The sequence below is a fragment of the Streptococcus sp. 22.1 genome (assembly GCF_016648645.1).
Taxonomy (GTDB): Bacteria; Bacillota; Bacilli; order Lactobacillales; family Streptococcaceae; genus Streptococcus.
This window is the reverse complement of record NZ_JACLQK010000015.1, coordinates 16,764-41,934: the sequence shown is the minus strand read 5'-3', so window position 1 is coordinate 41,934 and position 25,171 is coordinate 16,764. Positions and strand designations below refer to the sequence as shown.

Here is a 25,171-nt window from a genome sequence, read left to right as displayed (position 1 = left end):
GGAAACCTATCCATGGAAGTGGCAGAAATTCGCCAAAAAATCTCTGAAAATCAAGAGAAGCTCGTGAGCTTCGGGAGGTCTCTTTGACTTAGATCGTTTGGAAGAGGACATTGCACTCCTCGAAAACCGAATGACTGAGCCAGATTTTTGGAATGATAATATTGCAGCTCAAAAGACCTCACAAGAGTTAAATGAGCTAAAAATGAAATACGAAACTTTCAACAATATGCAAGAACTCTCTGACGAGACAGAGCTTTATTTAGAAATGTTGGAAGAAGATGATAGTGTTCAAGAAGAGCTTGAAGAAACACTCGAAAAACTTGATAAGATTATGACAAGTTACGAGATGACATTGCTCTTGTCTGAACCTTATGACCATAACAATGCGATCCTGGAAATTCACCCAGGCTCTGGTGGGACAGAAGCTCAAGACTGGGCTGATATGTTGCTCCGTATGTACCAACGTTATGGAAATGCCAAAGGTTTCAAGGTCGAAACTTTGGATTATCAGGCGGGTGATGAGGCTGGAATCAAATCTGTAACCCTTGCTTTTGAAGGACCTAATGCTTATGGTTTCCTCAAGTCAGAAATGGGTGTCCACCGTTTGGTTCGTATTTCACCATTTGACTCTGCCAAACGTCGTCATACCTCTTTTACATCAGTGGAAGTCATGCCTGAATTGGATGATACCATTGAAGTAGAGATTCGTGACGATGATATCAAGATGGATACATTCCGCTCAGGTGGTGCTGGTGGTCAGAACGTCAACAAGGTTTCTACAGGTGTGCGTTTGACCCACATTCCAACAGGTATTGTTGTAGCTTCAACGGTTGACCGTACACAATACGGGAACCGTGACCGTGCGATGAAGATGCTTCAAGCTAAGCTCTATCAAATGGAGCAAGAAAAGAAAGCAGAAGAAGTGAATGCTTTGAAAGGTGATAAGAAAGAAATCACTTGGGGAAGCCAAATTCGCTCATACGTTTTCACGCCATATACCATGGTTAAAGATCACCGTACAGGCTATGAAGTTGCCCAGGTTGATAAGGTAATGGATGGAGATATTGAAGGCTTCATCGATGCCTACCTCAAGTGGCGTATGGAAGAATAGTAACGATATACTATTTTTAAGTATTTAGATACTTTATCTCAATGAAAGGAAGACGTTCGGCTACTTTAGTAGTTGAATACTGACATTATGGCTCTTATTGAATTAAAAGATGTTACTAAGAAGTATGATAAGTCAACAACAGCCCTTAGACACATTGATTTGTCTGTTAACTCTGGGGAGTTTGTTTACTTAGTCGGCCCTTCTGGTGCTGGTAAATCAAGTTTAATTCGCTTGTTCTACCAAGAAGAAAAATTAACGAGTGGTTCTATGAAGGTTGGAGAGTTCGATTTAACCCGACTTCGTAAGAAAGATGTTCCACTCTTGAGACGTTCCATTGGAGTTGTTTTCCAGGATTATAAACTTCTTCCAAAGAAAACAGCTTTTGAAAATGTTGCTTATGCCATGGAAGTTATTGGTGAGAAACCTCGTCATATCAAGAAACGAGTGGCAGAAGTACTCGAGTTGGTTGGTCTTAAACACAAGATGCGTTCATTCCCAAATCAATTGTCTGGTGGTGAGCAACAGCGTGTCGCTATTGCACGTGCTATCGTCAATAATCCAAAAGTGTTGATTGCGGATGAACCAACAGGGAACTTGGACCCAGAGATTTCATGGGAAATTATGCAAGTCCTTGAACGTATTAACTTGCAAGGGACTACCATTTTAATGGCAACCCATAACTCAACTATCGTTAATAACCTTCGTCATCGTGTCGTTGCGATTGAAGAAGGACGTATTGTTCGTGATGAAGAGGAAGGAGAGTACGGTTACCATGATTAGACGCTTTTTCCGCCATTTAGGAGAATCGATTAAGAATCTCAAACGTAATCTATTGTCGACACTTACGGCAGTATTTTCGGTAATGATTGTTCTTTCACTTTTAGGTGTCTTTGGCTCTGTTATTTTAAATACGCAGAAATTGGCTTCAGATATTGAAAAGAATATTCAGGTCAATGTCTACTTGGATCCAGATTCATCAGATGCCTCGAAAACAGTCAAGGAACTTTCTGGACAGATTGTTGCTAATAAAGACTACCATAAGATTTATGATGCTTTGACCAAAATCAAAGGTGTAGATAAGGTTACTTTCTCTAGTAAAGAAGAGCAAAAGAAACAACTGATTGAAACAATGGGTTCAAGTTTCGAGACAGCTACTGGAGATGCTAACCCACTATCTGATGTTTACATCGTCCAAACGAAATCACCAGATGATGTCAGTCGAGTTGCCAAGGAAGCAAAAGCCATTCAGGGTGTTGATAATGCTAACTTTGGTGGCTCAGATACTGAAATTCTGATGTCCACTATGAAACGTGTTCAATTTTGGGGAATCATTGCCACAGCACTCTTAACTATTGTGGCTGTCCTATTGATTTCAAATACCATCCGTATTACCATTATGTCACGTGCGACTGAAATTCAAATCATGCGTTTGGTAGGTGCTAAGAATTCATACATTCGTCGTCCCTACTTGATGGAAGGTGCTTGGATTGGAGCACTTGGTGCCATCATTCCTTCTGGGCTCATTTATCTTTTGTATCACATGGTTTACTCATCTTTGAATCCAGATTTTGTCAAAGGTGGTATTTCGATGTATGATCCAGAGTGGTTTGTCTATGCGGTTATCGGAACCCTCTTCGCAGTCGGTATTATTATCGGTTCGATTGGGTCACGTATGGCAATGCGCCGTTATTTGAAATACTAAGAGATTAAAGGAGAACTATTTTGGTTCTCTTTTTGTTTGTCCGGAGATTCAGAAAAGCAGATTTTCAACTATATCTCAAAATCGTCTGCTCAAAGCCCAAATCCAATCCCATATTTGGTATAATATTTAAAAAACATTGGAAAAGAGATGCATTATGACAAAGTTAGCTACCATTTGTTATATTGACAATGGAAAGGAGCTTTTGCTCCTACATCGTAATAAAAAGCCTAATGATGTTCATGAAGGAAAGTGGATTTCTGTCGGGGGAAAACTAGAAGCTGGAGAGACTCCAGATGAATGTGCTCGCCGTGAAATTCTCGAGGAAACACATTTTACAGTGACTGATATGGATTTTAAAGGTATGATTACCTTTCCAGAATTTACCCCCGGTCATGATTGGTACACTTATGTCTTTAAGGTAACTGGTTTTGAAGGAGAACTCATCTCAGATGAGGAGTCTCGTGAAGGAACGCTTGAATGGGTACCATATGATGAGGTCTTATCTAAACCAACTTGGGAAGGTGACTATGAGATTTTTAAGTGGATCCTTGAAGATAGACCATTCTTCTCTGCAAAATTTAGCTACGATCGTAACCAGAACTTGGTAGATAAAACTGTAACATTTTATGATAAATAGGGAGGAACTATGAAGCGTAAAAAAACAGAAAATTTTTCAGAAACATGGTTTTTTAAGTGGATATTGAATAATCAGGCTGTCGTAGCCTTTTTCATCTTACTTTTGATTGGTTTGACGGTTTTGATTTTTACCAAGATTAGTCCCATTTTTTCACCCGTCATCCAGTTTATGACCATTATTATGTTGCCATTGGTTATTTCCATGCTCCTTTATTATTTAATAAAACCTTTGGTACTACTTGTAGAAAGAACGGGATTGAGTCGAACCATGTCTATCTTGGTCATCTACGCTATCCTTGGCTTGCTCTTGGTTTGGGGGATTTCAACAGCCATTCCAAGCTTACAAAATCAAATTTTGATCTTGATACGAAATGCACCATCATATATTGCACGTGCCAATAGTGAAACGGAACGTTGGATTAATCTCCCTATTCTTTCTAACTTCCATGGTGATTTAGAGTCCATGCTTAGTGATTTCTCAGCGAGAATGGTCAATTATGCTGAGAACTTCTCTTCATCGGCTTTGACATGGGTTGGATCTTTTGCGAGCACAGTAGCAAGGGTGACAGTAGCTATCATTTTGGCACCTTTCATTCTCTTCTACCTTTTAAGGGATAGCCAAAAGATGAAACATAGCTTTGTCTCAGCCTTACCAACTCGCTTTCGTGAAACAACTGTTCGTATGCTTTCAGATATTAATAGTCAGCTCGAAGGGTATGTCCAAGGCCAGGTTACAGTCGCTATTGTTGTTGCCATCATGTTCTGTATTATGTTTAAGATTGTAGGTCTTCGATATGGTATGACTTTCGGTATTATGGCAGGTTTTCTAAACATGGTTCCTTATCTGGGAAGCTTTCTTGCTATGGTACCAGTTATAATCATGGGACTGGTGCAAGGACCCGCTATGTTGATTAAGGTCCTCATCATTTTCTTCATTGAGCAAACTATTGAGGGACGTTTTGTTTCTCCACTCGTTTTGGGGAATAAACTAAGTATTCACCCGATTACCATTATGTTCATTCTCTTGACAGCAGGTTCTCTTTACGGTGTTTGGGGCGTCTTATTGGGGATTCCAATTTATGCCTCTGTCAAGGTTGTTGTTAGAGAGATTTTTGATTGGTACCGTTCTGTAAGTAATCTTTATCAAGATGATTTAGAAAATGAAGGACAAAAAGACGATGTTAAATAGTGAAAAAATGGTTGCCTCTATTGGAAACCAAGATTTAGACCACGCGGACAAATATTTTAAAAAAGCTTTACGAGAGGACCCTGCAGAGGTTCTTGTTGAGTTGGGCCAATATTTAGAATCTATTGGTTTCTTACCACAGGCACAGGAAATTTACGAAAAAGTTCGCTTTGATTTTCCAGAGGTTAATGTCAATCTAGCACAAATTGCTGCCGAAGATGGTGATATTGAAGAGGCTTTTCTCTATTTGGATGCCATACCTGAAGACTCTGACGACTATTTGTCTGCTTTAATTGTAAAGGCTGACCTCTACCAAATGGAGGGCTTAACTGATGTGGCACGTGATAAGTTGTTGGAGGCAAGTCAATTATCAGATGACTCATTGATTATTTTTGGTTTGGCTGAGATGGAGTTTGAACTTGGAAATTTTGAACAAGCTATTCATTACTATGCTAAATTAGATAATCGTGACCTTCTTGCGATGACTGGCGTTTCTACTTATGAACGCATTGGTAAGGCTTATGCCAGTCTTGGAAAGTTTGAAGCTGCTCGTGAATTTTTGGAAAAAGCTATTGAAATTGAGTACGATGATACCGTTGCTTTTGAGTTAGCCACTTTGCTCTATGATCAAGAAGAGTATCAAAAAGCTAATTTTTACTTTAAGCAGATAGAAACCATGTCTGCTGACTTCGAAGGTTATGAGTATATTTACGCCTTGTCGTTACATGCAGAACATAAAACCGAAGAAGCTTTACGAATGGCACAACAAGGGATTTCTAAAAATGCCTTTGATGTTCAATTACTTTTGCTAGCGTCACAGTTATCCTACGAGTTGCATGACACTCAATCTGCTGAATCTTATTTGAAGCAAGCTTTGCCATTGGCTGAGGACCAAGATGAGATTATCTTGCGTTTAAGTACGCTCTATTTGGAAGAAGAACGTTACGAGGATCTAGTGGCTTTAGCCGATTATGAAGTTGATTCTGTTTTGGCTCGTTGGAACATTGCCAAGGCCTACCAAGCACTTGATGATGAAGAAGAAGCTTTTCAAATCTATCAAGATTTGGCTAAAGATTTATCTGAAAATCCTGAATTCCTCCATGATTATGCATATATTTTGCGTGAATTTGGTTACAGGGATCAGGCGCGTGCAACGGCTGAAAAATACCTTGCTTTAGTTCCAGATGATGTCAATATGCAAACATTTTTTGAGGACTATTAAGCTGTGAAACGTTTTAATCATTGGTTTTAAGAGAGGGAGAGATACATTGAGCTTGCTCACTCCCTCTTTTTTTATTTCTCTATTTATGTTATGATTTTATTAGAACCCATAAGGAGTGAGTATGGTTAAGAGAGATTTAATTCGAAATATTATCATAGCAGTTCTTGCCATTGTAGTGATTTTGTTGTTGAGAGCTTTTGTCTTCTCAACACACCGTGTGACTGAAGGTCAGGCTAATGACTATATTCATGCTGGTGACTATGTTACTTTCAATAAAAATGTTGAGCCTCAGAAAAAAGATTTTATTCTTTATACAGTTAATGGTAAAGAATACATTGGGCGTGTTATTGCTGATGAGGGTAAGAGCGTGACAGCTATGGATGATTTCCTTTATGTTAATGATAAGTCAGTTGACGAAGCCTATATTAGTAAGGGTAAATCAGCTTATTTGGCGACAGTTTCACCTGGGAATTTCTTCACTGATGATTTTTCCATTGCAACATTGACAGATAATAAACAAACTAAGATTGAAAAGGGGCAGTACCTTGTACTGAACGATAATCGTCGTAATACAGATGATAGTCGTAAGTTTGGTCTCATTGACAAAGATCAAATTAAAGGTGTTATCTCTTTTAGATTGTATCCTCTATCACGTTTTGGTTTCGTTGATGTCGATTAATATTTCAATACTACTAAAAAAAGCTAGGAACTTTTGATAAGTTTCTAGCTTTTTTTGCGAATTAATTGGTGATGGTTCATATTATGACGTTATGATACTGATAGTTTCATCGTTTTAAAATGAATTAGCAGAAATTGTAAGTAGAGAAGGAAATTAAGATGCAATTAGGATTTCATTTTGGATTTAAGAAAAGTAAAGCTTATGGACTGTGCGGTGTCATGCTGACAATCTTATTTTTAGGAATGTCTGGTCATTCGGCGAAAGCAGATGAAATGTTGTCTCCAACTGATACTTCTTCATCTTTGAAAGAAAGTACGGATAATCATGCGGCAAGCTATTCTGAAGTAGGAGTACACGATGATTCAACGAGTCAAATGAATCTACAAAGAGAAGAAGTATTAGAGGAGAAGCAAACAAGTCTGGAAGATTCTTCAAAAATAACTGTCTTAACAAATAGTTCTGTGACCACAAGCTCTTATCAAGAGGCAGATGATCTTAGCGAAATTGACCAGAATCAACGTCATTTTCTTAGTGCCATTAAGCAAGGAGCCATGGATGGAGCCAAGGAAGGAATCCTTCCATCTATCACGGGAGCGCAAGCTATTCTAGAAAGTGGTTGGGGAAGCTCTGAACTTGCTAAGGCTCCCAACAATAATCTTTTTGGCATTAAAGATTCAGAGGATTGGCATGGAGAAATAGTAACTGTACCTACACAGGAATATCTTAATGGTGACTATATCACAGTCAATGCTGCTTTTCGAAAATATGCCACATGGAATGATAGCGTAGTAGACCATGCAAAATTTTTCACGAGTACCGAGTGGCGAAAAGATAATTATCGAAAAGTTGTGAATGAAACAGATTATCGCATTGCGGCTCAGGAACTGAAGAATGCAGGATATGCGACAGATCCAAATTATCCCGGAAAACTTATCCGTTTGATCGAAGCCTATAAACTTTATGAATGGGATGCAATGTGTAATAATTCCATTTCTACCGTAGAAAATGAAGGAGTAGAGAGTCAAAATCCCAGAGTCGACCTTGCCATCACTGCTCTCAACAATGCTACGGGTAGCTATGATTTTGTCATTTCAAATTTGGTTGCGCCACGTGGCTTCAAAGAAGTCTTGGTTCCAACCTGGTCAGAAAAGAACGGTCAAGATGATATCATCTGGTACAAGGCAGCTAAGCAAGCAAATGGAGACTATAAGGTAACCGTTCGTTCAAGCAATCATAAGGGAGATAGTGGTCTTTATAATTCACATGTCTATTTGGTTGACAATGATGGTAAATTCATTGGCCTAGGTGGCAAACAAGTGACACTTGATATCACTAAAACTCAAGGAACATTGACTATTACCAATAATGATAAAAATCGTGGAACTTTTGACGTTCTTATCACCAATCTGACGAATCCAAGTGGTATTTCAGGTGTGGTAATACCTGTTTGGTCTGAGCAAAATGGTCAGGATGATCTTGTTTGGCATAATGCCACAAAGCAGGAGGATGGTTCCTACAAGGTGACTATTTCAGCTAGTCAGCACAAGTGGAATTCAGGTAAATACATCGTTCATGGCTATATTGTTGATTCTTCAGGTAAGAATATTGGTTTTGGGGCAACTTCAGCTGATGTGGTAGCCCCTAAGAAAATCGGTTCGGCATCAAGAGGAAACTACGATGTTTTAAATAAGGTTATCTATCTCGATGCTGGTCATGGTGGCTATGATCCAGGAGCTTCGTACTTTGGTATTTCTGAAAAGAGCTTGACCTTGGCTATCCAAAGCCGAGTTAAGGCCAAATTAGAAGCAGAAGGCTATCAAGTTATGACCACACGTACCAGCGATACCTATGTTGATTTGACGGATCGCTCTCGTGCAGCTAATGCCTCTGAATCAGATATCTTTGTAAGTATCCACATCAATGCTTCAGGAAGTTCTGCAGCACAAGGAATCGAGACTTATTATTACCAACCTTATGCAGAATACCCATCACGTATTAATGCGACTTACCATGCTAATCCGACGCGATTGAGCATGAGTGATACTTTGGCCAATGCCATCCAGTCCAGCCTGATTAATGCGACTGGCGCTCAGAATCAGGGCGTGAAACGTCAAACCTTTGCAGTCTTGCGTGAAACGACAGCGCCAGCAGTTCTCCTTGAACTTGGCTTCTTGTCAAATCCTCAAGAAGCAGCCCGTTTGAATACCTCTGCTTATCAAGAGACTTTAGCTAACGCAATTGTGGCAGGGATTAAGCGTTACTACGAAAAAGAATCTAAAGTTTAAGTTATACGGTTAACCCATCAATATGATGGGTTTTTATGCTATAATTGAGGTAAATACTAAATACAACTAAAGGAGTGCTTATGGGCTACGATTTACTCTTAGAGCGTTTTTTACGTTACGTTAAAATCAATACACGTAGTGACGAAAATGCGACAAGAACACCAACAACACAAAGCCAGGTAGATTTTGCCTTGAAGGTTCTAAAACCAGAATTAGAAGAACTAGGTTTAAGTAACATCCATTATTTGGAAAGTAATGGTTACCTAGTGGCAACCCTTCCGGCTAACGATGACCAATTAACACGTAAGATTGGTTTCATCTCACATATGGATACTGCTGATTTTAATGCGGAAGGTGTGTCACCTCAAGTCATTGACTCTTATGATGGAGGTATCATACCCCTTGGAAGTTCAGGTTATAACCTAGATCCAGCAGATTTTCCAAATCTCAAGAATTATGTCGGTCAGACACTTATTACGACAAATGGCACCACTCTTCTTGGAGCTGATGATAAGTCTGGCATTGCAGAAATCATGACAGCCTTGGCTTATTTGAAGGCTCATCCTGAAATCAGACATTGTGAGATTCGTGTAGGCTTTGGTCCTGATGAAGAAATTGGAATTGGCGCAGATAAATTTGATGTCGATGATTTTGATGTTGATTTTGCCTACACAGTTGATGGTGGCCCATTGGGTGAATTACAGTATGAAACCTTCTCTGCTGCGGGAGCAGAACTTACCTTCCATGGACGTAATGTTCACCCTGGAACAGCAAAAGACCAAATGGTTAATGCCTTGCAGTTGGCAATTGATTTTCATAATCAGTTACCAGCGGAAGAACGCCCTGAGTTGACAGATGGCTATCAAGGTTTCAACCATCTTCAAACCATGACAGGTACTGTTGAAGAAGCAAAAGCATCTTATATCATCCGTGATTTTGAAACAGAGTCTTTTGAAAATCGTAAAGCAGCCTTCCAAAAGATTTCCGATGAAATGAATAAAACTTATGGTCAGACACGAGTTGATTTGGTACTCAAAGATCAATACTATAATATGCGTCAGGTTATTGAAAAAGATATGACGCCTGTTGAGTTGGCTAAAGGAGTTATGGAGGAATTGGATATTACGCCAGTTATTGAACCCATTCGTGGTGGAACAGATGGTTCAAAGATTTCATTTATGGGTATTCCAACTCCAAACCTTTTTGCTGGGGGCGAAAATATGCATGGTCGATATGAGTTTGTTTCCTTGCAGACAATGGAAAAAGCCGTAGATGTTATTCTTGGAATTGTCAGTAAACCTTAATAGAGCTTGCTAAATACTGATTTTATGGTAAAATTAGAAGTAATGGAGGTGCTGAGATGATTAAAATTTTCGGCAAGTATCGTTACCATTGGCAACCCGAATTATCTTGGCTAATCATCTACTGGTCTTTAGCCATCACGCCAATCTTTATTGCGGCGGCCCTTCTGTTCGAGTTGTACTCGGTGCCCTCACATATTTTGATGCTCTTCACTATTTTCGTTGCCTTGTTTGGTTTAGGATTCCATCGTTACTTTATTATTGAAGATCATGGGATTCTGCGTATTGTTTCTTTCAATATTTTTAAACCACGCAAAGTGAAAATTAGTGATATTGAAAAAGTCGAAGTTATTAAAACTGGCTTGAGCCTTATTTTTAAAAATGGTAAAAAACGTCAGTTTTATATGAGAAAGTGGCCAAAGAAATATTTCTTAGATGCTTTAGCGCTTCACCCTGATTTCAAAGGTGAGGTAGAGCTATTGGATCATATGACTAACTTTGATTACTTTGCCTTTTATGAGGAATCAAAAAAAGCCCTCAAGCTTAAACTTCGCAAATAAGGGCTTTAGTGGGACAAGACTTGACAGCAGTCAAAGTCTCAGGGGTGTTTTCAATAATTTGATTGAGTTGGTCGCTATCTCTGAACCTAACAATACCTTCGTCATCATAATCGAAGACGGGAGAGTAGGTTTGGCACAAACCACAAGCGATACATTTTTCTGGAATTAATGATACTTTCATAGTATTATTTTAAAATAGATTTATTGTTTTTACAAGGAGAATATCATGAGTAAAAAACCATGGGAAGATAAGGTTTCTGACGAAGAGTTGGAAGAAGTAGTTGACGCTGATTTTCTAGATGATGAAGATGAGTTTGAGGATTATGAAGAAGAAGAGGATGTAACTCCTTCTGATGAAAAACGCGAAAAAGGTGGCGGCTTCATTAATTCATCATTCTTGACAGTCTTGCTTGGATTATTCTTTGTTATTGTTGTATGTATTTTGTTCTTTGTTTTCTATACTTCAAATGTCGGTGGAAACAAAACTGCGGAATCTAAGGAATCATCTGGATTCTACTCATCATCAACTAGCAAAGTTGTTAAATCTTCATCTAGCAAGAAAGACTCAAACAAAGATGAGGAAAGTGAGAAATCTAATACAGAAAAATCTTCAAAAGAGAAATCATCTTCAACTAAAGCATCAAGCTCTTCTAAACATGTAGTAAAAGAAGATGCAACTGAGTCAGCTGAGACAACACCATCAAGCGCTACGGCAGCAGCAGATGGTTCATCAATTGTTGTTCAATCTGGTGAAGGTGCTGGTTCAATCGCCGCACGTGCAGGTATTTCTGTAGATGAATTGGAACGTCTTAACCCTGATCACATGACAAATGGTTACTGGTATGCTAACCCAGGTGACGTCGTTAACGTTCAATAATTTTTAAAGCAAAGGAACATCATGAAAGATATTAGAATTGCTATTGATGGTCCTGCGTCAAGTGGAAAAAGTACAGTAGCCAAGATTATTGCAAAAAATCTTGGCTATACTTATCTTGACACAGGTGCCATGTACCGATCTGCAACTTATTTGGCCTTGCAGAATGGTTTAACTGAGGAAAATGTACCAGAAATTTTGGAGCAACTATCTCAATATCCGATTTCATTCGGAAAAGCAGCAGATGGTAGTCAGCAAGTTTATGTAGGTGATGTCGATATTACACACCCAATTCGTGATAACCAAGTTACAAATAATGTTTCTTGGGTCGCAGCTATTCCTGAAGTGCGTCAAGAACTCGTTGAGCAACAACAACGTATCGCTCAAGATGGGGCTATTATCATGGATGGTCGTGATATCGGGACCGTGGTTTTGCCTGATGCAGAACTCAAGATTTTCTTGATTGCTTCAGTTGATGAACGTGCGGAACGTCGTTATAAGGAAAATATCGAAAAAGGTATCCCTGCTGACCTTGAGACTCTAAAAAAAGAAATTGCTGAACGTGACTATAAAGATAGTCATCGTAAGGTGTCACCTCTTAAACCAGCGGAAGATGCCATCACTTTTGATACTACAGGTGTGTCTATTGATGGTGTTGTGGAATTTATTCAAGAAAAAGCAAAAAAAATTATTGACAAAGGATGACTCACTTGTTATACTATTAACAATGAGAAAAGCAGAAGTGAGAACTTCTCGCCTTGCGACTTAGGTTGTCTGGCCCAACATGTCAAATCCCTCTAGGGATATTATGTGTGCGGGCTTGTATATCAAGTCCGCTTTGTTTTTCTCTAAAAAAATAAAGAGGTGAAGATCATAGCTAAGAAAGATCTATTCATTAACGATGAAATTCGCGTTCGCGAAGTTCGTCTTGTTGGTCTTGATGGTGAACAATTGGGAATTAAACCATTGTCAGAAGCACAAGCTATTGCAGATGATGCAAATGTTGACTTGGTTCTCATCCAACCACAAGCTACGCCACCTGTTGCGAAGATTATGGACTACGGTAAGTTCAAATTTGAGTATCAAAAGAAACAAAAAGAACAACGTAAGAAACAAAGCGTTGTTACCGTTAAGGAAGTTCGTTTGAGTCCAGTTATTGATAAAGGTGACTTTGAAACTAAACTTCGTAATGGCCGTAAGTTCCTTGAAAAAGGAAACAAGGTTAAAGTTTCTATCCGATTTAAAGGTCGTATGATTACTCACAAAGAAATCGGAGCTAAGGTCTTGGCGGAATTTGCTGAAAAAACGCAAGATATTGCGATTATTGAGCAAAGAGCGAAGATGGATGGACGTCAAATGTTCATGCAACTTGCACCAATTCCTGACAAAAAATAATTGTCAAACTAACACTATTTTAAGAGGAGAATTTTAAAATGCCAAAACAAAAAACACACCGCGCATCAGCTAAACGTTTCAAACGTACAGGTTCAGGTGGATTGAAACGCTTCCGTGCCTTCACATCTCACCGTTTCCACGGTAAAACTAAAAAACAACGTCGTCACCTTCGTAAAGCATCAATGGTACATTCAGGTGACTTTAAACGTATCAAATCAATGCTTTCACAAATGCGTTAATTCGCTACAAGCATTACAAATTAACTAAACTAGAATTAATTCGGAGGAATATATAAATGGCTCGTGTTAAAGGTGGCGTTGTATCACGCAAACGTCGTAAACGTGTATTGAAACTTGCTAAAGGTTACTATGGTGCAAAACACATCTTGTTCCGTACTGCAAAAGAACAAGTAATGAACTCTTACTACTATGCATACCGTGACCGTCGTCAAAAGAAACGTGATTTCCGTAAACTTTGGATCACACGTATCAATGCGGCAGCTCGTTTGAATGGTTTGTCATACTCACAATTGATGCACGGTTTGAAATTGGCTGAAATCGAAGTTAACCGTAAAATGCTTGCTGATTTGGCAGTTAACGATGCAGCAGCTTTCACAGCTCTTGCAGATGCAGCTAAAGCAAAACTTGGTAAATAAGAATTAAGGTGGGTCTTACCCATCTTTTTTTGTGGAGGTAATCATGATTCGTTTAGCAAAATCTGAAGATATTCCAAGATTGCAGGAATTATTGGAGCAGATTCTTATTGTTCATCATCAAGCACGCCCTGATGTTTTTAAGTCAAAAGGCAGTAAATTTACAGATGCAGAGTTAGAAGCAGTAATTAATGATTCAAAAAAACCTGTGTTTGTGTACGAGGATGACGAAGGGCGTATCTTGGGCCATCTTTTCTTAATGATTAAAGAAGAAACTGAAAAAGATGGTCCACAAAAGGCTGTTAAGACTCTTTTTATTGATGATTTATGTGTTGATAAGGATGCTCGAGGTCAAAAATTAGGAGAAAAGCTTTACCAATTTGCCTTGGACTATGCTAAGGAGCTAGGTTGTTATAATCTGACACTTCACGTATGGAATGATAATGCAGGTGCTCTACGTTTTTACGAACGTTTAGGTATGAAACCGAGATATACAGAAATGGAAACTATCCTAAAATAATACGTTTTCATGAGAGAAATTTAACTTACGAGGAGAAAAAATTTTTGATATGCTGAAAGAGAACTTTTAGAAATGGAGAATTTTAATGCCTCGTAATTTTAAAGAAGCTTTGCTTTTTACGTTTTTGATGTGTGGAATGATGGTCTGTGGGATGAGTCTCTGGAATCTTCTCATCCTTGATTGGACTGGAGTAGTTCCCTTTGCTTGGGGTCACTTTTTCCAAGGTTATCTTCCTGGATTTGTGGTTGCTTTCTTACTTGATATGCTTTTGGTGGGACCACTAGCCAAAACAATAGCATTTGCAATTTTGCATAAAGTAAAAGCCCATGATAAACGATGGGCAAAGATTTTAGTGATTTCTGGAACCATGGCGCTATTTATGGTAACGTTTATGTCATTCTATGGATTAGTTTACAACAGTCAGTCGGTGACGCTATTATCCTATGGTCGTGCTTGGTTGACAAATGTTATCATGGCTTTACCACTTAATTTTCTAGTGGTTGGTCCAATCTCACGTTTTATCTTGGGAAAACTACAAAAACCATTGCCTGGTGAAGAAGTCGTTGAGAATTTTGACGACGATGATGAATTACCAACGATAATATAAAAAAACTGGAGTTTCTTTCCAGCTTTTTTTATATCAAAAGCAGCCACGGATGTGACTGCTTAATGATGATTAGTTTTTCTTCTTCATTTCACCATGTGGGTAGTAAGTTCCCTCTGGCATATCATTAATGAAAACATGAATGGCTTCTTTAGGTGCTTTGGCAACACGTGATACAACCTCAGTAACTTCGCGAGCAAGTTCGATTTTTTGTTCTTCAGTACGACCTTCAAAGAGATCAATCTTTACAAATGGCATAATGCATCTCCTTAGTTTTGATAGTCCTATTATAGCATTAATGAAGAGAATATTCTAAAGTTTATGGAAATTCTTGAAATGATATTATTGAAATGCTACAATGTGCTGATTTCTAATAGGAGGGCCTAAAGTATAAAGGGCTAGATAGTCAAGAGCTTTACCTCTTAGCTGATATAAATGCTATTACTTTAGATTCGAGTGTTCCTGATTTAGGAATTTTTCACCTTCTATTGAAGATGGTATGAAGTCTTTTGACATTCGGTAAGGGATTGCATTTTTTATTGGCTTTGTTTATAAGGGATGAAAACTCTTACTAAAAATGGTAAAATAATGCTAACTAGAGACAGTAAGGAGTAAATTATGACAATTGATTTTCGTGCCGAAGTTGATAAGCGCAAAGATGCTTTAATGGAGGACCTTTTTGGTCTTTTGCGTATTAATTCAGAACGTGATGATAGTAAGGTTGATGATAAGCACCCATTTGGTCCTGGACCAGTAAAAGCTTTGGAACATTTTCTTGCTTTAGCTGAACGTGATGGCTATAAAACTCGTAATATTGATAATTATGCTGGTGACTTTGAATTTGGTCAAGGTGATGAAGTTTTGGGTATCTTTGCCCACTTGGATGTAGTCCCAGCTGGTAGCGGTTGGGATACAGATCCTTATGAACCTGTAATCAAAGACGGTAAACTTTATGCTCGTGGGTCATCAGATGATAAAGGCCCAACAATGGCTTGTTACTATGCCTTGAAGATTATTAAAGAACTCGAGCTTCCAGTATCTAAGCGTGTGCGCTTCATTGTTGGTACTGATGAAGAATCTGGTTGGGGCGATATGGAATATTACTTCGCTCATAATGGATTGAAAGATCCTGATTTTGGTTTTTCACCTGATGCGGAATTCCCAATTATCAATGGTGAAAAAGGTAATATTACAGCCTATCTCCATTTTGAAGGTCAAAATGATGGAGACTTTAGTCTTGTATCATTTAATGGTGGTTTGCGTGAAAATATGGTTCCTGAATCAGCAAGTGCAGATTTTACTGGACCTATCACTTTGAAAGAACTTGAGGCCAAATTAGCCGACTTTGTTTCGGAACAAGAAGTAACTGGTCAAGTGACCGAAGAAGCAGGTGTTTTCCATGTGACTATTCATGGGAAATCAGCTCATGGTATGATGCCTCAAAATGGTATTAATGGGGCAACCTACTTGGCACTCTTCCTTAGTCAATTTGATTTCCAAGGTAATGCTAAAACGTATTTGGATTTAATTGCTGAAACACTTCATAAGGATTTCTTCGCTGAAAAGACAGGTCTTGCCTATACAGATCCTAAGATGGGTGAATTGACCATGAATGCTGGTGTATTTAACTTCTCTAAGGAATCAGAAGATAATACAATTGCTCTGAATTTCCGCTATCCTCAAGGGGTTGATACGGACGCTATTAAGGCTAATCTTGAAAAACTCGAAGGTCCTAAGGCGGTTAGTCTCTCAGAACATGGTCATGTGCCACACTATGTACCAGTTGATGATCCTATGGTAGAGACTCTTCTTTCAGTCTATGAGAAACAAACAGGACTTAAAGGTCATGAACAAATTATTGGTGGTGGAACATTTGGACGTCTCCTCAAACGTGGTGTTGCCTATGGAGCTATGTTCCCTGGTTATGTCAACACGATGCACCAAGCAAATGAGTTTACTGAGGTTGAAGACTTGTACCGTGCAGCTGCCATTTATGCAGAAGCTATCTATGAGTTAATCAAATAAAAAAGAGAGACAGTTTTGTCTCTTTTTTGAGGAGGAAAATATGGAAACACTTGAAGAATTAACACAAGCAATCATGTCCGATGAACAAAATAAAGCCTTTACGGAACAAGGTATAAAACCCTTGTTTACCATTCCAAAAACGGCACGAATTAATATCGTAGGACAAGCTCCTGGTATTCGTGCGCAAGAGTCCGGCCTTTATTGGAATGATCCTAGCGGTGATAATCTCAGGGATTGGATGGGGGTTTCACGCGAAGAATTTTATGAATCTGGCATGTTTGCTATTGTGCCAATGGATTTTTATTTCCCAGGTCATGGAAAATCAGGTGATTTACCTCCTCGCAAAGGATTTGCAGATAAGTGGCATGAGAAAGTTCTTGCTTTAGCTCCTGATATTCAATTGACGATATTAGTAGGTAACTATGCACAGCGTTACTATTTACATCAAAAATCATCGGCAAAATTAACGGATACAGTTAAGCATTATAAAGATTATCTCCCAGAGTTTTTTCCTCTCGTTCATCCCTCTCCTAGAAATAATATATGGCAAGCCAAAAATCCATGGTTTATGGAAGAAGTAGTTCCAGATTTGAAGGCCTTGGTCAAAAAAATCTTAAGTCAATGATTTCTGATATATGAACTTGGGTTGTCATTAGGTATTGTTATCAAATTAATGAAGCAACATTTAGAACATGTCCAAATGATATAAAGATTTGAGCCCCTTGGGGCTCTTTTTGATACTTTAACAAAAAGAGTCGCAAAAATAATTAACAAAATTTTAATACTTAGCTTATACAGTGCAATTTAATTCTAATTTTCAGAAGAAGTAACATATAAAATTAAGGTAGCTATCCTTTTAAACTAAAGAATCAATTAAATAATACTTATAAATTGAAAATGAGTGTAAATTTTTAAAAATATTAAGACAATTCCATTGACAGAAAGTTTAAAAGTGATAGACTTTAGGTGTTAAGAAAATTTAGAAGGAAATTTGTGATATGGGAAGAAAAGATTCACAACGTTTTTCAATCAGGAAGTATAGCTTTGGGGCTGCTTCTGTTCTTTTGGGTACAACCATTCTTGCGATGGGGGCAACTGGTGTACAGGCAGATGAGGTTTCAACTTCAGCTGCTACTGATACACCACTTAGTGCTTCTGTGCTAACAGATACTGCTGCCGATCCGGCAACGACTGTTGATCATTCAGAGAAGCAAGTTGTTTCTGTCAAAGAAGAAGGAAATACCACTGTAACAACAAGTGTTGTTACAACTGATAGTCTTGAGGATGCTAAAACTTCTGCGGTAAAAGAAGGGGTAGAAGTCGAAGAAACTGCACCTCAAACACATACATCCCTAGAGGGTGCTATAGCTGACAATCAAGCTCAATCAAAAGAGATTAACACGGTTGTTTCGGATTATCAGAAAGCAAAAGAAAACCACAAAAAAGATGTAGCTGAGTATGATAAAGCTAAGGCTGAGTACGATGCTAAAGTGGCTGAAAAAGCAGCAGCTGATAAAGCAAACGCTGCTTCTAAAGCACAGTATGATACTGATCAAGCTGCTTATGAAAAAGGATTAGCTAAATATCAAGCTGATAAAAAAGCCTATGACGCAGCATTGGAAGAGTATAATACTCAAAAATTGACTTATGATTCTAAAGTAGCAGAAAAAGCAGCATCTGATGCAGCTAATGCTAAATCAGAAGCCGATTACAAGGTACAGTTGGCTGTTTATGAAACTGCTAAAAAGAACTATGAAGCTGCTATGGCTCAGTATACCAAAGACAAGGCAAAATATGATGCCGAGAAGGAAGCTTATGATGCTAAAGTAGCTGAAAAAGTTCGTACAGAAATTGAAAACAAGGCTGCTCAAGAACAGTATGAGAAAGATTTAGCTACTTATAATGCCGCTTACGAAAAATATCAAACCGATTTGGCTGCCTACAAGACTGCTAAAGCAGCCTATGATGCTAAAGTAGCCGAAAGAGCAGCAGCTGATGCAGCTAATGCAAAAGCTAAATCTAAGTATAATGCAGAAATGGTCACATACAACGCAGCTTTGTCTGAATATAAGGCAAATAAGGCTCTGTATGATACAGCTCTAGCTGAATACAACACGAAAAAAGCAGCCTATGATGTGAAAGTAGCTGAGAAAACGCAAGCAGAAATTACGGATAAGGCTGCTCAAGAGCAATATGAAAAGGATCTTACTGCATACAATACAGCTTATGAAAAATATCAAACTGATTTAGCGACTTATAATACAGCTAAAGCAGCCTACGATGCCAAAGTAGCTGAAAAAGCAGCAGCGGATAAGGCCAATGCAGAAGCAAAAGCTAAGTACGATGCGGAAATGGCTGTTTACAATACAGCTAAAGCGCAATATGACAAAGATTTACAACAATACCAAGCTAAGAAAACGCAATACGACCAAGATAAAGCAGCCTATGATAAACTTGTTGCTATTAAAGCAGAAGAAGATGCTGCAAAAGCTAAGTATGAGGTTGAGCTTGCAAAATACAATGTAGATTTAGAGCAATACGGCAAAGATTTTGCTACCTACCAAACAAAACTTGCTGAATATCAAACAGCTTTGGCACAGTACAAAGATGCTAAAGCAGCCTATGATAAGTACATGAATGATAATGGTTTCCAAGATCTAAAAGATGTAGAAACTGTTCAAGATTTGACCTTCCAACGTGAAGGTGGAGCCATTCATACTATCAATGGCATCAGCGCTTATCTCACTCGTGATTCTCAAGCTCGTTTGAATACAAGCAATGTACATCAGTATGATTCCAATAAATTGGAAGCTTCAGATATTGTAGCAACTAGTCCTTGGGCAAATAATGAAACTGAGTACATTCAAGTTAAGGAAGGCGATAAATTTGTTGTTACTTATGACAACTTGAATCAGTCAAGCATGCGTGAAAATACGGATATGCATCCAATTAAGCGCGTGATTTACCGCTATGAGATTTTGAGTCTCCCATCAAATGACGGTAAAGGAATTGCAGCTGTTAGCTCGGATCCAACTGTAACACTAACAGTCGGTGCTTCAACAGACCAAAATAAACCCGTTAAAGTTGCTGTTGATATTGAATTCTATGATGGTAATGGCAATAAGTTTGATTTGACACAACACAATGCTATTGTAGCTTTGAACTCTCTCAACCACTGGACAGGTGCTTCTTATGTAGATAGTGGGGATAAACCTCGTGCTCTTACAGTAGAAGCCAAAGATAAAGATGGTAACACTGTTCGTGGAACTTGGGATCCGTATGCAGATGGTTCATCAATGAGCATTGAAAACAATGCGGTTCTTGTTAAAAATGGAACAGCTGACTTTGGTACTGCGGATGTCACTATCTCTGCTGAAAATCCGATCAAGATTGTGGCACAAAAAGCAACGTGGAATGGTAGTGAATTTACAGTCAGTGAAGATACTGTTATTGACGCAACTTCAGTCAATGCTTCAGGTGCTGGGAACGGTCACTCTATTGGAACAGATGAGTTCGCTCTAGATGGTAAAGATGATGTTATCGGTTCTTATACGATTGATCCAACTTCTGGACGTATCATCTTTACTCCTAAGAAAAAGTTTGAAAATGTGGAGCACCAAGAGTCTGTAAATGTTGGAAACAATAAATATATTCCAATTCCAAATTCAAGTGTTTCTTATGACTCTGCTACAAAAGAGGTAACATCATTTAAAGATAACCAATACATTGAACATGGATCAATCTTTAATGGTGAATCTTCAACGACTCTTGAAGGTTGGGACAATCCATCTTCTCCATACCTCTATTATGGTGGAGCAGGATTGAAGATGGCTGATGGTCACTTGGTATTTACGGCCAATGGAGCTAATGCTGCTGGTCAACCAACGGTTTACTGGTTTGCGATTAACTCAAATGTTGGTATTCCAAAAAATCCAGGTGAAGCGCCAAAAGAGCCAACGGCTCCTGAAGAACCAAAGGCTCCAACTCCACCAACGATTACATTGGAAGTTCTTCCAGCAGTACCAACAGAACCAACACCACCAACTGCCCCTACAGCACCAACAGAACCTAACTATACAGTAGTGACAGTTGATGCTGAGGAGCCAACAGCACCAACAGAGCCTAAGGCACCAACGCCACCAACTCCGACAGTAGTTGAAGTTCCTGCGGAACCAAGCAAACCAGAAGAGCCTAAAGCACCAACACCACCGACAGAACCTAACTACACAGTGGTTACAGTTGAGAGTGAGGAACCTAAGGCACCAACAGAGCCTAAGGCACCAACGCCACCAACTCCGACAGTAGTTGAAGTGCCAGCAGAGCCACGTAAGATTACGGCTCCAGTAGAACCTAAGGCACCAACACCACCTACACCAGTAGTTGTAGAGGTACCTGGTGAGCCAACGAAACCAACGCCACCAACAGAGCCTAAAGCTCCAACACCACCAACTATGGTTACAGTTAATGTTCCTAATAAACCTGTTTCACCTAAAGAACTTGTAGCTCCTAAGGTGAAATGGCATAAAAATTATCTTGTTGAGCGAGTAACTCGTCCAGTGCCAACGCCACCAACAACTCCTCAAAAACCAAAAACTCCTGGAACACCTACAGGACCAAGTGTTACACCAACTTCTTCTGTGATTGCTAAGCAAGAAACAGAAAGAACTAATAGTGGACAATTGCCAGAAACAGGTGATTCTAACCAAAAATTAGCATCTGTAACTGGTGTAGGCTTGCTTACAATGGCACTTACAGGTTTATGGTCAGCTCGCAAACGTAAACATTAATAAGATAAAATAAAAGATTAGGTTGTTTTGTTATGCAAGACTTCTAGTCTTTTTTAGTTACTTATTAATAGATGTTTGCCTTTTAAAATAAGTTTGAATGTTAAAACTAATATAGGAAGATAAAGGAGAGAATCTAGGAAGATAGCTATCCGAAAGCTAAATATCACAATGAAAATCAAAATGAAAGCTTATTATCGCTTGTTTTTCATGATTTTTTCAATAAAAAAACATTAAAGTGAATCATCATGGATATTATAAAATTAAACCTTCTATTTACAACGAAAACACTATTTATTATAGGGTTTTATCTATCAAATACTTTGATATTAAAAAGTATTTGAATTTAAGAATCTAATAGAATTTAAAGGAATGGATGTTTTTATGAGATATCTCAAATTGACAAGGTTCTTTCTTTTGTTAGAATATGAACATAACTAAATTTAGAAGGACGTAATTTAAATGGGGAAAAAGGATTTACAACGTTATTCACTCAGAAAGTCTAGCCTTGGTGCAGCTTCTGTTCTTTTGGGGACTGCAGTTCTTGCAGTAGGAGCTTCAAATGCAAGCGCTGATGAAGTGGCAACATCTACAGATTCAGTAACACCAGCAGTTGAAGCAACAGATGCTGTTGAAGAAAGCACTTCTGCCGTAGCAGATTCAACTGAGAAGAAGGTTGTTAACGTTACTGAAGAAGGCAACACAACTGTTACAACGAGTGAAGTAACAAATACAAGCTTAGAAGCTGCAAAAACAGCTGCAACTAACGAAGGGGTTGAGGTTAAGGAAGAACCTGCTCAAACCAAAGAAACTGTTGAAGCAGCTGCTGCAGATAATAAAGCACAAGCAGAGAAAATCAATACAGTCGTTTCAGATTATAAAGCGGCTAAAGAACAATACAAGTCAGATAAAGCTGACTATGATAAAGCAAAAGCAAACTACGATGCCAAATTAGCTGAGAAAGCACTTGCTGATAAAACAAACGCTGAAGCTCAGGCTAAATATGATACTGAAAAAACAGCTTATGATAAAGCTTCAGAGCAATACCAAATTGCTAAGCAAGCTTATGACTCAGCTCTTTCAGAGTACAAGACTAAGAAAGTTACTTATGATGCTAAGGTAGCAGAAAAAGAAGCAGCTGATAAAGAAAATGCCTTGTCTGCAGCTAAATACCAAGCAGAATTGGCAACTTATAACCAAGCAAAAGCTGATTATGAAGCAGCTCTTGCACAGTACAATAGCGATAAAGCCAAATACAATGCTGAAAAAGCTAATTATGATAATAAAGTAGCTGAAAAAGTTGTTACTGAAAAACGTAACGCTGAAGCTGAAGCTAAATATCAAACTGAGCTAGCAGCATATAATGAAGCAAAAGCTAAATATGATGTAGAAAAAGCAGCATATGACAAGAATCTTGAACTTTATAACGCTAAGAAAACAGCTTATGAAGCAGATCTTGAAACAAAACAAGCTATTGAAAAATACAATGCTGATGCTAAAGCTAAATACGAAGCAGCCTTGGTTGTCTACAATGAGCAAAAAGCTAAATATGACCAAGAATACCTTGAGTATCAAAACAAATTAGCTGTCTACCAAACAGCACTTAAACAATACCAAGAAGCTAAAACAGCTTACGATAAATACATGAATGATCCTGTATATCGTAACCTTAAAGATGCTGAAGTTGTTCAAGAATTGACCTTCCAACGTGAAAACGATGCAACACACAAAGTTGAAGGTGTAAGCAACTACTTGACAAAAGAAGCGCAAGAGCGTCTTAACACAAGTAATGTTTTCCAATATGACTCTAACAAGTTACAAGCATCTGACATTGTTTCAAATAGCCCTTGGACAAATACTGAAGACGAGTGGGTTCAAGTTAAAGAAGGTGACAAATTTGTTGTTACATATGATGGTTTGAACCAATCAAGCATGATTGTTGAGAATGAAGCATCAGCAATCAAACGTGTTGTTTACCGCTACGAGATTGTTAGCCTTCCATCAAATGACGGAAAAGGTATCGCGAAAATCAGTAAGGATCCAACAGTAACTATGACAGTTGGTGCATCAACTGATCAAGATAAACCAGTTAAAGTAGCAGTAGATGTTGAGTTTTACGATAAAGATGGTAAAATGTTCAACCTTAGTGAGCGTAATGCTATCGTAGCACTTAACTCACTAAACCACTGGAATGGTGCAGCTTATGTTGAAACATCTGAGCGCCCACGTCCACTTACAGTAGAAGCGAAAGACGTTAATGGTAATACTGTCCGCGGTACATATAATCCTTACGCAGATGGCTCTACTTTGGCAATCCAAAACGGTGAAGTTGTTACTAAATCTGGATACGCTGATTTCGGTGGCGCTACTGTTAACATTTCTGATGAGAACCCGCTTAAGGTAGTTGTTCCTATCACTGACTGGAATGGTTCAGAATGGGTTGTCTCACGTGAAATTCCATCTGATGTAACAACTCTTAATGCTTCAGGTAGTGGTAATGGACACGCTCTTGGTAACCAAGATTATACATTTGGTGATAAAGATGATGTTATTGGTTCGTACAGCGTTTCTGCTGAAACTGGTTTGATTACATTCACACCTAAGAAAAAATACCAATCAACACGTCACCAAGAATATGTAAATATTGGTGATAACCAATTCATCGCTATTCCAAAATCATCAGTTACTTATGATGCTGCTACTAAAGAAGTAACATCAGTCAATGATAACCAATACATTGACCATGGTGCAGTCTTTAATGGTGAGACAACGTCTGAATTGACAGGTTGGGATAACGCTGATTCACCTTACCTCTATTATGGAGGTGCAGGTATCAAGATGACAAATGGTCACTTGGTATTTACTGCTGAAGGTGCAAATGCTGATGGTGCACCAACAGTATATTGGTTCGCAATCAACTCTAATCTTGGTTTGCCTAAGAATCCAGGTGAAAAACCTGAAGAACCTAAGGCACCAACACCACCAACAGCACCGGTTAAACCAGTTATTAAAACAGTTGGTATCAATCCACAAGAACCAACACCACCAACACCACCAAAAGAGCCAGTGGCACCAACGCCACCAACTCCAAAGGTAGTTGAAGTACCTGGTAAACCACAAGAACCAACACCACCAACAGGTCCAACGGCACCAACGCCACCAACACCAAAAGTGGTTGAAGTTCCAGAAAAACCGGTTGAACCAACACCACCAACAGGTCCAACGGCACCAACGCCACCAACACCGAAAGTAGTTGAAGTTCCTGCTAAACCAGTAGAACCTAAAACTCCTGAAAAACCAAGTGTTGTATGGCACAAGAACTATGTCGTTGAGAGAGAGTCTCACGTGGTACCACCAACACCACCGACTCCACAAACACCACCAACACCTGTTACTCCTCCAACTCCAGTGACACCGCCAACTACACCAACTCCAGATACTGAAGTTCCTGTAGTGCCTCAAGCTGAGTTGCCACAAACTGGTGAGCACACTAGCAATGCTGGATTTATTGGACTTCTTTCAATGATTTTTGCAGCCTTTGTAGGATTCTTCAAACGTCGTAAAGAAGATTAAGTGGTGCTATTAAATTAGTTCCCCATCAAAACTAGATTCTATTTAGAATCTAGTTTTTATTT

General features: G+C 38.7%; 23 protein-coding genes and 1 other annotated feature. Of the genes, 21 read left to right on the top strand and 2 right to left on the bottom strand.

Annotation, left to right across the window (positions count from 1 at the left end; genetic code table 11):
• The first annotated feature begins 12 nt into the window (after positions 1–12).
• The 10 genes from prfB (at position 13) to H7U04_RS07930 (ending at position 10,682) form a co-directional block, all read left to right on the top strand.
• Positions 13–1,111, top strand: a protein-coding gene (gene prfB, locus H7U04_RS07975) for a peptide chain release factor 2 (RefSeq protein ID WP_096833329.1) whose coding sequence is annotated in 2 segments (ribosomal slippage) — positions 13–84 and positions 86–1,111 — 1,098 coding nt in all. Because the reading frame shifts where the segments join, the coding sequence is not laid out codon by codon here.
• Positions 1,112–1,198: 87 nt separating this feature from the next.
• A complete protein-coding gene (ftsE, locus tag H7U04_RS07970) occupies positions 1,199–1,891 on the top strand; it encodes a cell division ATP-binding protein FtsE (RefSeq protein ID WP_049545099.1) in 693 nt (230 codons plus the stop codon).
• Positions 1,884–2,813: a permease-like cell division protein FtsX gene (ftsX, locus tag H7U04_RS07965; RefSeq protein WP_003092823.1), complete on the top strand. Its 930-nt coding sequence runs from the start codon at positions 1,884–1,886 to the stop codon at positions 2,811–2,813. The genes ftsE and ftsX overlap by 8 nt, the downstream gene beginning before the upstream one ends.
• Positions 2,814–2,967: 154 nt before the next feature.
• Entirely contained in the window at positions 2,968–3,450 is a 483-nt protein-coding gene (locus H7U04_RS07960) for an NUDIX hydrolase (RefSeq protein ID WP_037601370.1), read from the top strand.
• A gap of 9 nt (positions 3,451–3,459) precedes the next feature.
• Complete coding sequence (locus H7U04_RS07955) at positions 3,460–4,638, top strand: AI-2E family transporter (RefSeq protein WP_073686303.1); 1,179 nt, start codon at positions 3,460–3,462, stop codon at positions 4,636–4,638.
• Positions 4,628–5,857: a tetratricopeptide repeat protein gene (locus tag H7U04_RS07950; RefSeq protein ID WP_110981214.1), complete on the top strand. Its 1,230-nt coding sequence runs from the start codon at positions 4,628–4,630 to the stop codon at positions 5,855–5,857. The genes H7U04_RS07955 and H7U04_RS07950 overlap by 11 nt, the downstream gene beginning before the upstream one ends.
• 121 nt (positions 5,858–5,978) lie before the next feature.
• Positions 5,979–6,536: a signal peptidase I gene (gene lepB / locus H7U04_RS07945; protein ID WP_037597744.1), complete on the top strand. Its 558-nt coding sequence runs from the start codon at positions 5,979–5,981 to the stop codon at positions 6,534–6,536.
• Positions 6,537–6,694: 158 nt separating this feature from the next.
• Entirely contained in the window at positions 6,695–8,821 is a 2,127-nt protein-coding gene (locus tag H7U04_RS07940) for an N-acetylmuramoyl-L-alanine amidase (protein WP_110981215.1), read from the top strand.
• Between the two features lie 80 nt (positions 8,822–8,901).
• Positions 8,902–10,125 (top strand): peptidase T, encoded by a 1,224-nt coding sequence (pepT, locus tag H7U04_RS07935; protein ID WP_110981216.1) that lies wholly within the window; start codon positions 8,902–8,904, stop codon positions 10,123–10,125.
• A gap of 56 nt (positions 10,126–10,181) precedes the next feature.
• Positions 10,182–10,682, top strand: coding sequence for an EbsA family protein (locus tag H7U04_RS07930; protein ID WP_002890860.1), 501 nt, complete (start codon positions 10,182–10,184; stop codon positions 10,680–10,682).
• Here H7U04_RS07930 and H7U04_RS07925 read toward each other — a convergent pair.
• A complete protein-coding gene (locus tag H7U04_RS07925) occupies positions 10,666–10,863 on the bottom strand; it encodes a ferredoxin (RefSeq protein WP_002890861.1) in 198 nt (65 codons plus the stop codon). The two genes, H7U04_RS07930 and H7U04_RS07925, sit on opposite strands and share 17 nt — an antisense overlap.
• Positions 10,864–10,908: 45 nt before the next feature.
• Here H7U04_RS07925 and H7U04_RS07920 point away from each other — a divergent pair, with 45 nt between their 5' ends.
• The 7 genes from H7U04_RS07920 (at position 10,909) to H7U04_RS11440 (ending at position 14,730) form a co-directional block, all read left to right on the top strand.
• A complete protein-coding gene (locus H7U04_RS07920; protein WP_110981217.1) occupies positions 10,909–11,559 on the top strand; it encodes an SAG1386/EF1546 family surface-associated protein in 651 nt (216 codons plus the stop codon).
• A gap of 21 nt (positions 11,560–11,580) precedes the next feature.
• Positions 11,581–12,261, top strand: coding sequence for a (d)CMP kinase (cmk, locus tag H7U04_RS07915; RefSeq protein WP_110981218.1), 681 nt, complete (start codon positions 11,581–11,583; stop codon positions 12,259–12,261).
• A 23-nt stretch (positions 12,262–12,284) separates the two neighbouring features.
• Positions 12,285–12,407: a sequence feature (ribosomal protein L20 leader region), on the top strand.
• Positions 12,408–12,420: 13 nt separating this feature from the next.
• The gene (gene infC / locus H7U04_RS07910; protein WP_002885108.1) at positions 12,421–12,951 is read left to right on the top strand and encodes a translation initiation factor IF-3; all 531 of its coding nucleotides are present in this window, start codon (positions 12,421–12,423) and stop codon (positions 12,949–12,951) included.
• 38 nt (positions 12,952–12,989) lie between these two features.
• Positions 12,990–13,190 carry a 50S ribosomal protein L35 gene (gene rpmI, locus H7U04_RS07905; protein ID WP_002885093.1) on the top strand — a complete coding sequence of 67 codons (201 nt, stop codon included), beginning with the start codon at positions 12,990–12,992 and terminating at the stop codon, positions 13,188–13,190.
• Between the two features lie 56 nt (positions 13,191–13,246).
• Positions 13,247–13,606, top strand: a complete 360-nt coding sequence (gene rplT, locus H7U04_RS07900; RefSeq protein WP_002885090.1) for a 50S ribosomal protein L20 — start codon at positions 13,247–13,249, stop codon at positions 13,604–13,606.
• Positions 13,607–13,649: 43 nt separating this feature from the next.
• A complete protein-coding gene (locus H7U04_RS07895) occupies positions 13,650–14,123 on the top strand; it encodes a GNAT family N-acetyltransferase (protein ID WP_110981219.1) in 474 nt (157 codons plus the stop codon).
• Between the two features lie 85 nt (positions 14,124–14,208).
• The gene (locus tag H7U04_RS11440) at positions 14,209–14,730 is read left to right on the top strand and encodes a hypothetical protein (RefSeq protein WP_002890867.1); all 522 of its coding nucleotides are present in this window, start codon (positions 14,209–14,211) and stop codon (positions 14,728–14,730) included.
• A gap of 69 nt (positions 14,731–14,799) precedes the next feature.
• Here the strand turns inward: H7U04_RS11440 and H7U04_RS07885 are convergent, their stop codons facing one another.
• On the bottom strand, positions 14,800–14,985 hold the full coding sequence (locus H7U04_RS07885) for a 4-oxalocrotonate tautomerase (RefSeq protein ID WP_002885057.1): 186 nt from the start codon (positions 14,983–14,985) through the stop codon (positions 14,800–14,802).
• Between the two features lie 360 nt (positions 14,986–15,345).
• Here H7U04_RS07885 and pepV point away from each other — a divergent pair, with 360 nt between their 5' ends.
• The 4 genes from pepV to H7U04_RS07865 all read left to right on the top strand — a co-directional run bounded on the left by pepV (position 15,346) and on the right by H7U04_RS07865 (position 25,109).
• Positions 15,346–16,752 carry a dipeptidase PepV gene (pepV, locus tag H7U04_RS07880; protein ID WP_110981220.1) on the top strand — a complete coding sequence of 469 codons (1,407 nt, stop codon included), beginning with the start codon at positions 15,346–15,348 and terminating at the stop codon, positions 16,750–16,752.
• A gap of 40 nt (positions 16,753–16,792) precedes the next feature.
• Positions 16,793–17,377, top strand: a complete 585-nt coding sequence (locus H7U04_RS07875; protein ID WP_064520638.1) for a uracil-DNA glycosylase family protein — start codon at positions 16,793–16,795, stop codon at positions 17,375–17,377.
• A 373-nt stretch (positions 17,378–17,750) separates the two neighbouring features.
• Positions 17,751–21,539: a GbpC/Spa domain-containing protein gene (locus tag H7U04_RS07870; protein ID WP_201059625.1), complete on the top strand. Its 3,789-nt coding sequence runs from the start codon at positions 17,751–17,753 to the stop codon at positions 21,537–21,539.
• A gap of 459 nt (positions 21,540–21,998) precedes the next feature.
• The gene (locus tag H7U04_RS07865) at positions 21,999–25,109 is read left to right on the top strand and encodes a GbpC/Spa domain-containing protein (protein ID WP_201059619.1); all 3,111 of its coding nucleotides are present in this window, start codon (positions 21,999–22,001) and stop codon (positions 25,107–25,109) included.
• The last annotated feature ends 62 nt before the right edge of the window (positions 25,110–25,171 follow it).

Bases quoted from the DNA above. Each gene is read 5' to 3' on its own strand.
- rplT (WP_002885090.1), top strand. From the start codon at position 13,247: ATGGCTCGTGTTAAAGGTGGCGTTGTATCACGCAAACGTCGTAAACGT.
- rpmI (WP_002885093.1), top strand. From the start codon at position 12,990: ATGCCAAAACAAAAAACACACCGCGCATCAGCTAAACGTTTCAAACGT.
- H7U04_RS07940 (WP_110981215.1), top strand. From the start codon at position 6,695: ATGCAATTAGGATTTCATTTTGGATTTAAGAAAAGTAAAGCTTATGGA.
- cmk (WP_110981218.1), top strand. From the start codon at position 11,581: ATGAAAGATATTAGAATTGCTATTGATGGTCCTGCGTCAAGTGGAAAA.
- H7U04_RS07875 (WP_064520638.1), top strand. From the start codon at position 16,793: ATGGAAACACTTGAAGAATTAACACAAGCAATCATGTCCGATGAACAA.
- H7U04_RS07960 (WP_037601370.1), top strand. From the start codon at position 2,968: ATGACAAAGTTAGCTACCATTTGTTATATTGACAATGGAAAGGAGCTT.
- H7U04_RS11440 (WP_002890867.1), top strand. From the start codon at position 14,209: ATGCCTCGTAATTTTAAAGAAGCTTTGCTTTTTACGTTTTTGATGTGT.
- H7U04_RS07865 (WP_201059619.1), top strand. From the start codon at position 21,999: ATGGGGAAAAAGGATTTACAACGTTATTCACTCAGAAAGTCTAGCCTT.
- H7U04_RS07920 (WP_110981217.1), top strand. From the start codon at position 10,909: ATGAGTAAAAAACCATGGGAAGATAAGGTTTCTGACGAAGAGTTGGAA.
- H7U04_RS07895 (WP_110981219.1), top strand. From the start codon at position 13,650: ATGATTCGTTTAGCAAAATCTGAAGATATTCCAAGATTGCAGGAATTA.
- H7U04_RS07930 (WP_002890860.1), top strand. From the start codon at position 10,182: ATGATTAAAATTTTCGGCAAGTATCGTTACCATTGGCAACCCGAATTA.
- H7U04_RS07870 (WP_201059625.1), top strand. From the start codon at position 17,751: ATGGGAAGAAAAGATTCACAACGTTTTTCAATCAGGAAGTATAGCTTT.
- H7U04_RS07950 (WP_110981214.1), top strand. From the start codon at position 4,628: ATGTTAAATAGTGAAAAAATGGTTGCCTCTATTGGAAACCAAGATTTA.
- lepB (WP_037597744.1), top strand. From the start codon at position 5,979: ATGGTTAAGAGAGATTTAATTCGAAATATTATCATAGCAGTTCTTGCC.
- H7U04_RS07925 (WP_002890861.1), bottom strand. From the start codon at position 10,863: ATGAAAGTATCATTAATTCCAGAAAAATGTATCGCTTGTGGTTTGTGC.
- pepV (WP_110981220.1), top strand. From the start codon at position 15,346: ATGACAATTGATTTTCGTGCCGAAGTTGATAAGCGCAAAGATGCTTTA.
- ftsX (WP_003092823.1), top strand. From the start codon at position 1,884: ATGATTAGACGCTTTTTCCGCCATTTAGGAGAATCGATTAAGAATCTC.
- H7U04_RS07885 (WP_002885057.1), bottom strand. From the start codon at position 14,985: ATGCCATTTGTAAAGATTGATCTCTTTGAAGGTCGTACTGAAGAACAA.
- pepT (WP_110981216.1), top strand. From the start codon at position 8,902: ATGGGCTACGATTTACTCTTAGAGCGTTTTTTACGTTACGTTAAAATC.
- H7U04_RS07955 (WP_073686303.1), top strand. From the start codon at position 3,460: ATGAAGCGTAAAAAAACAGAAAATTTTTCAGAAACATGGTTTTTTAAG.
- ftsE (WP_049545099.1), top strand. From the start codon at position 1,199: ATGGCTCTTATTGAATTAAAAGATGTTACTAAGAAGTATGATAAGTCA.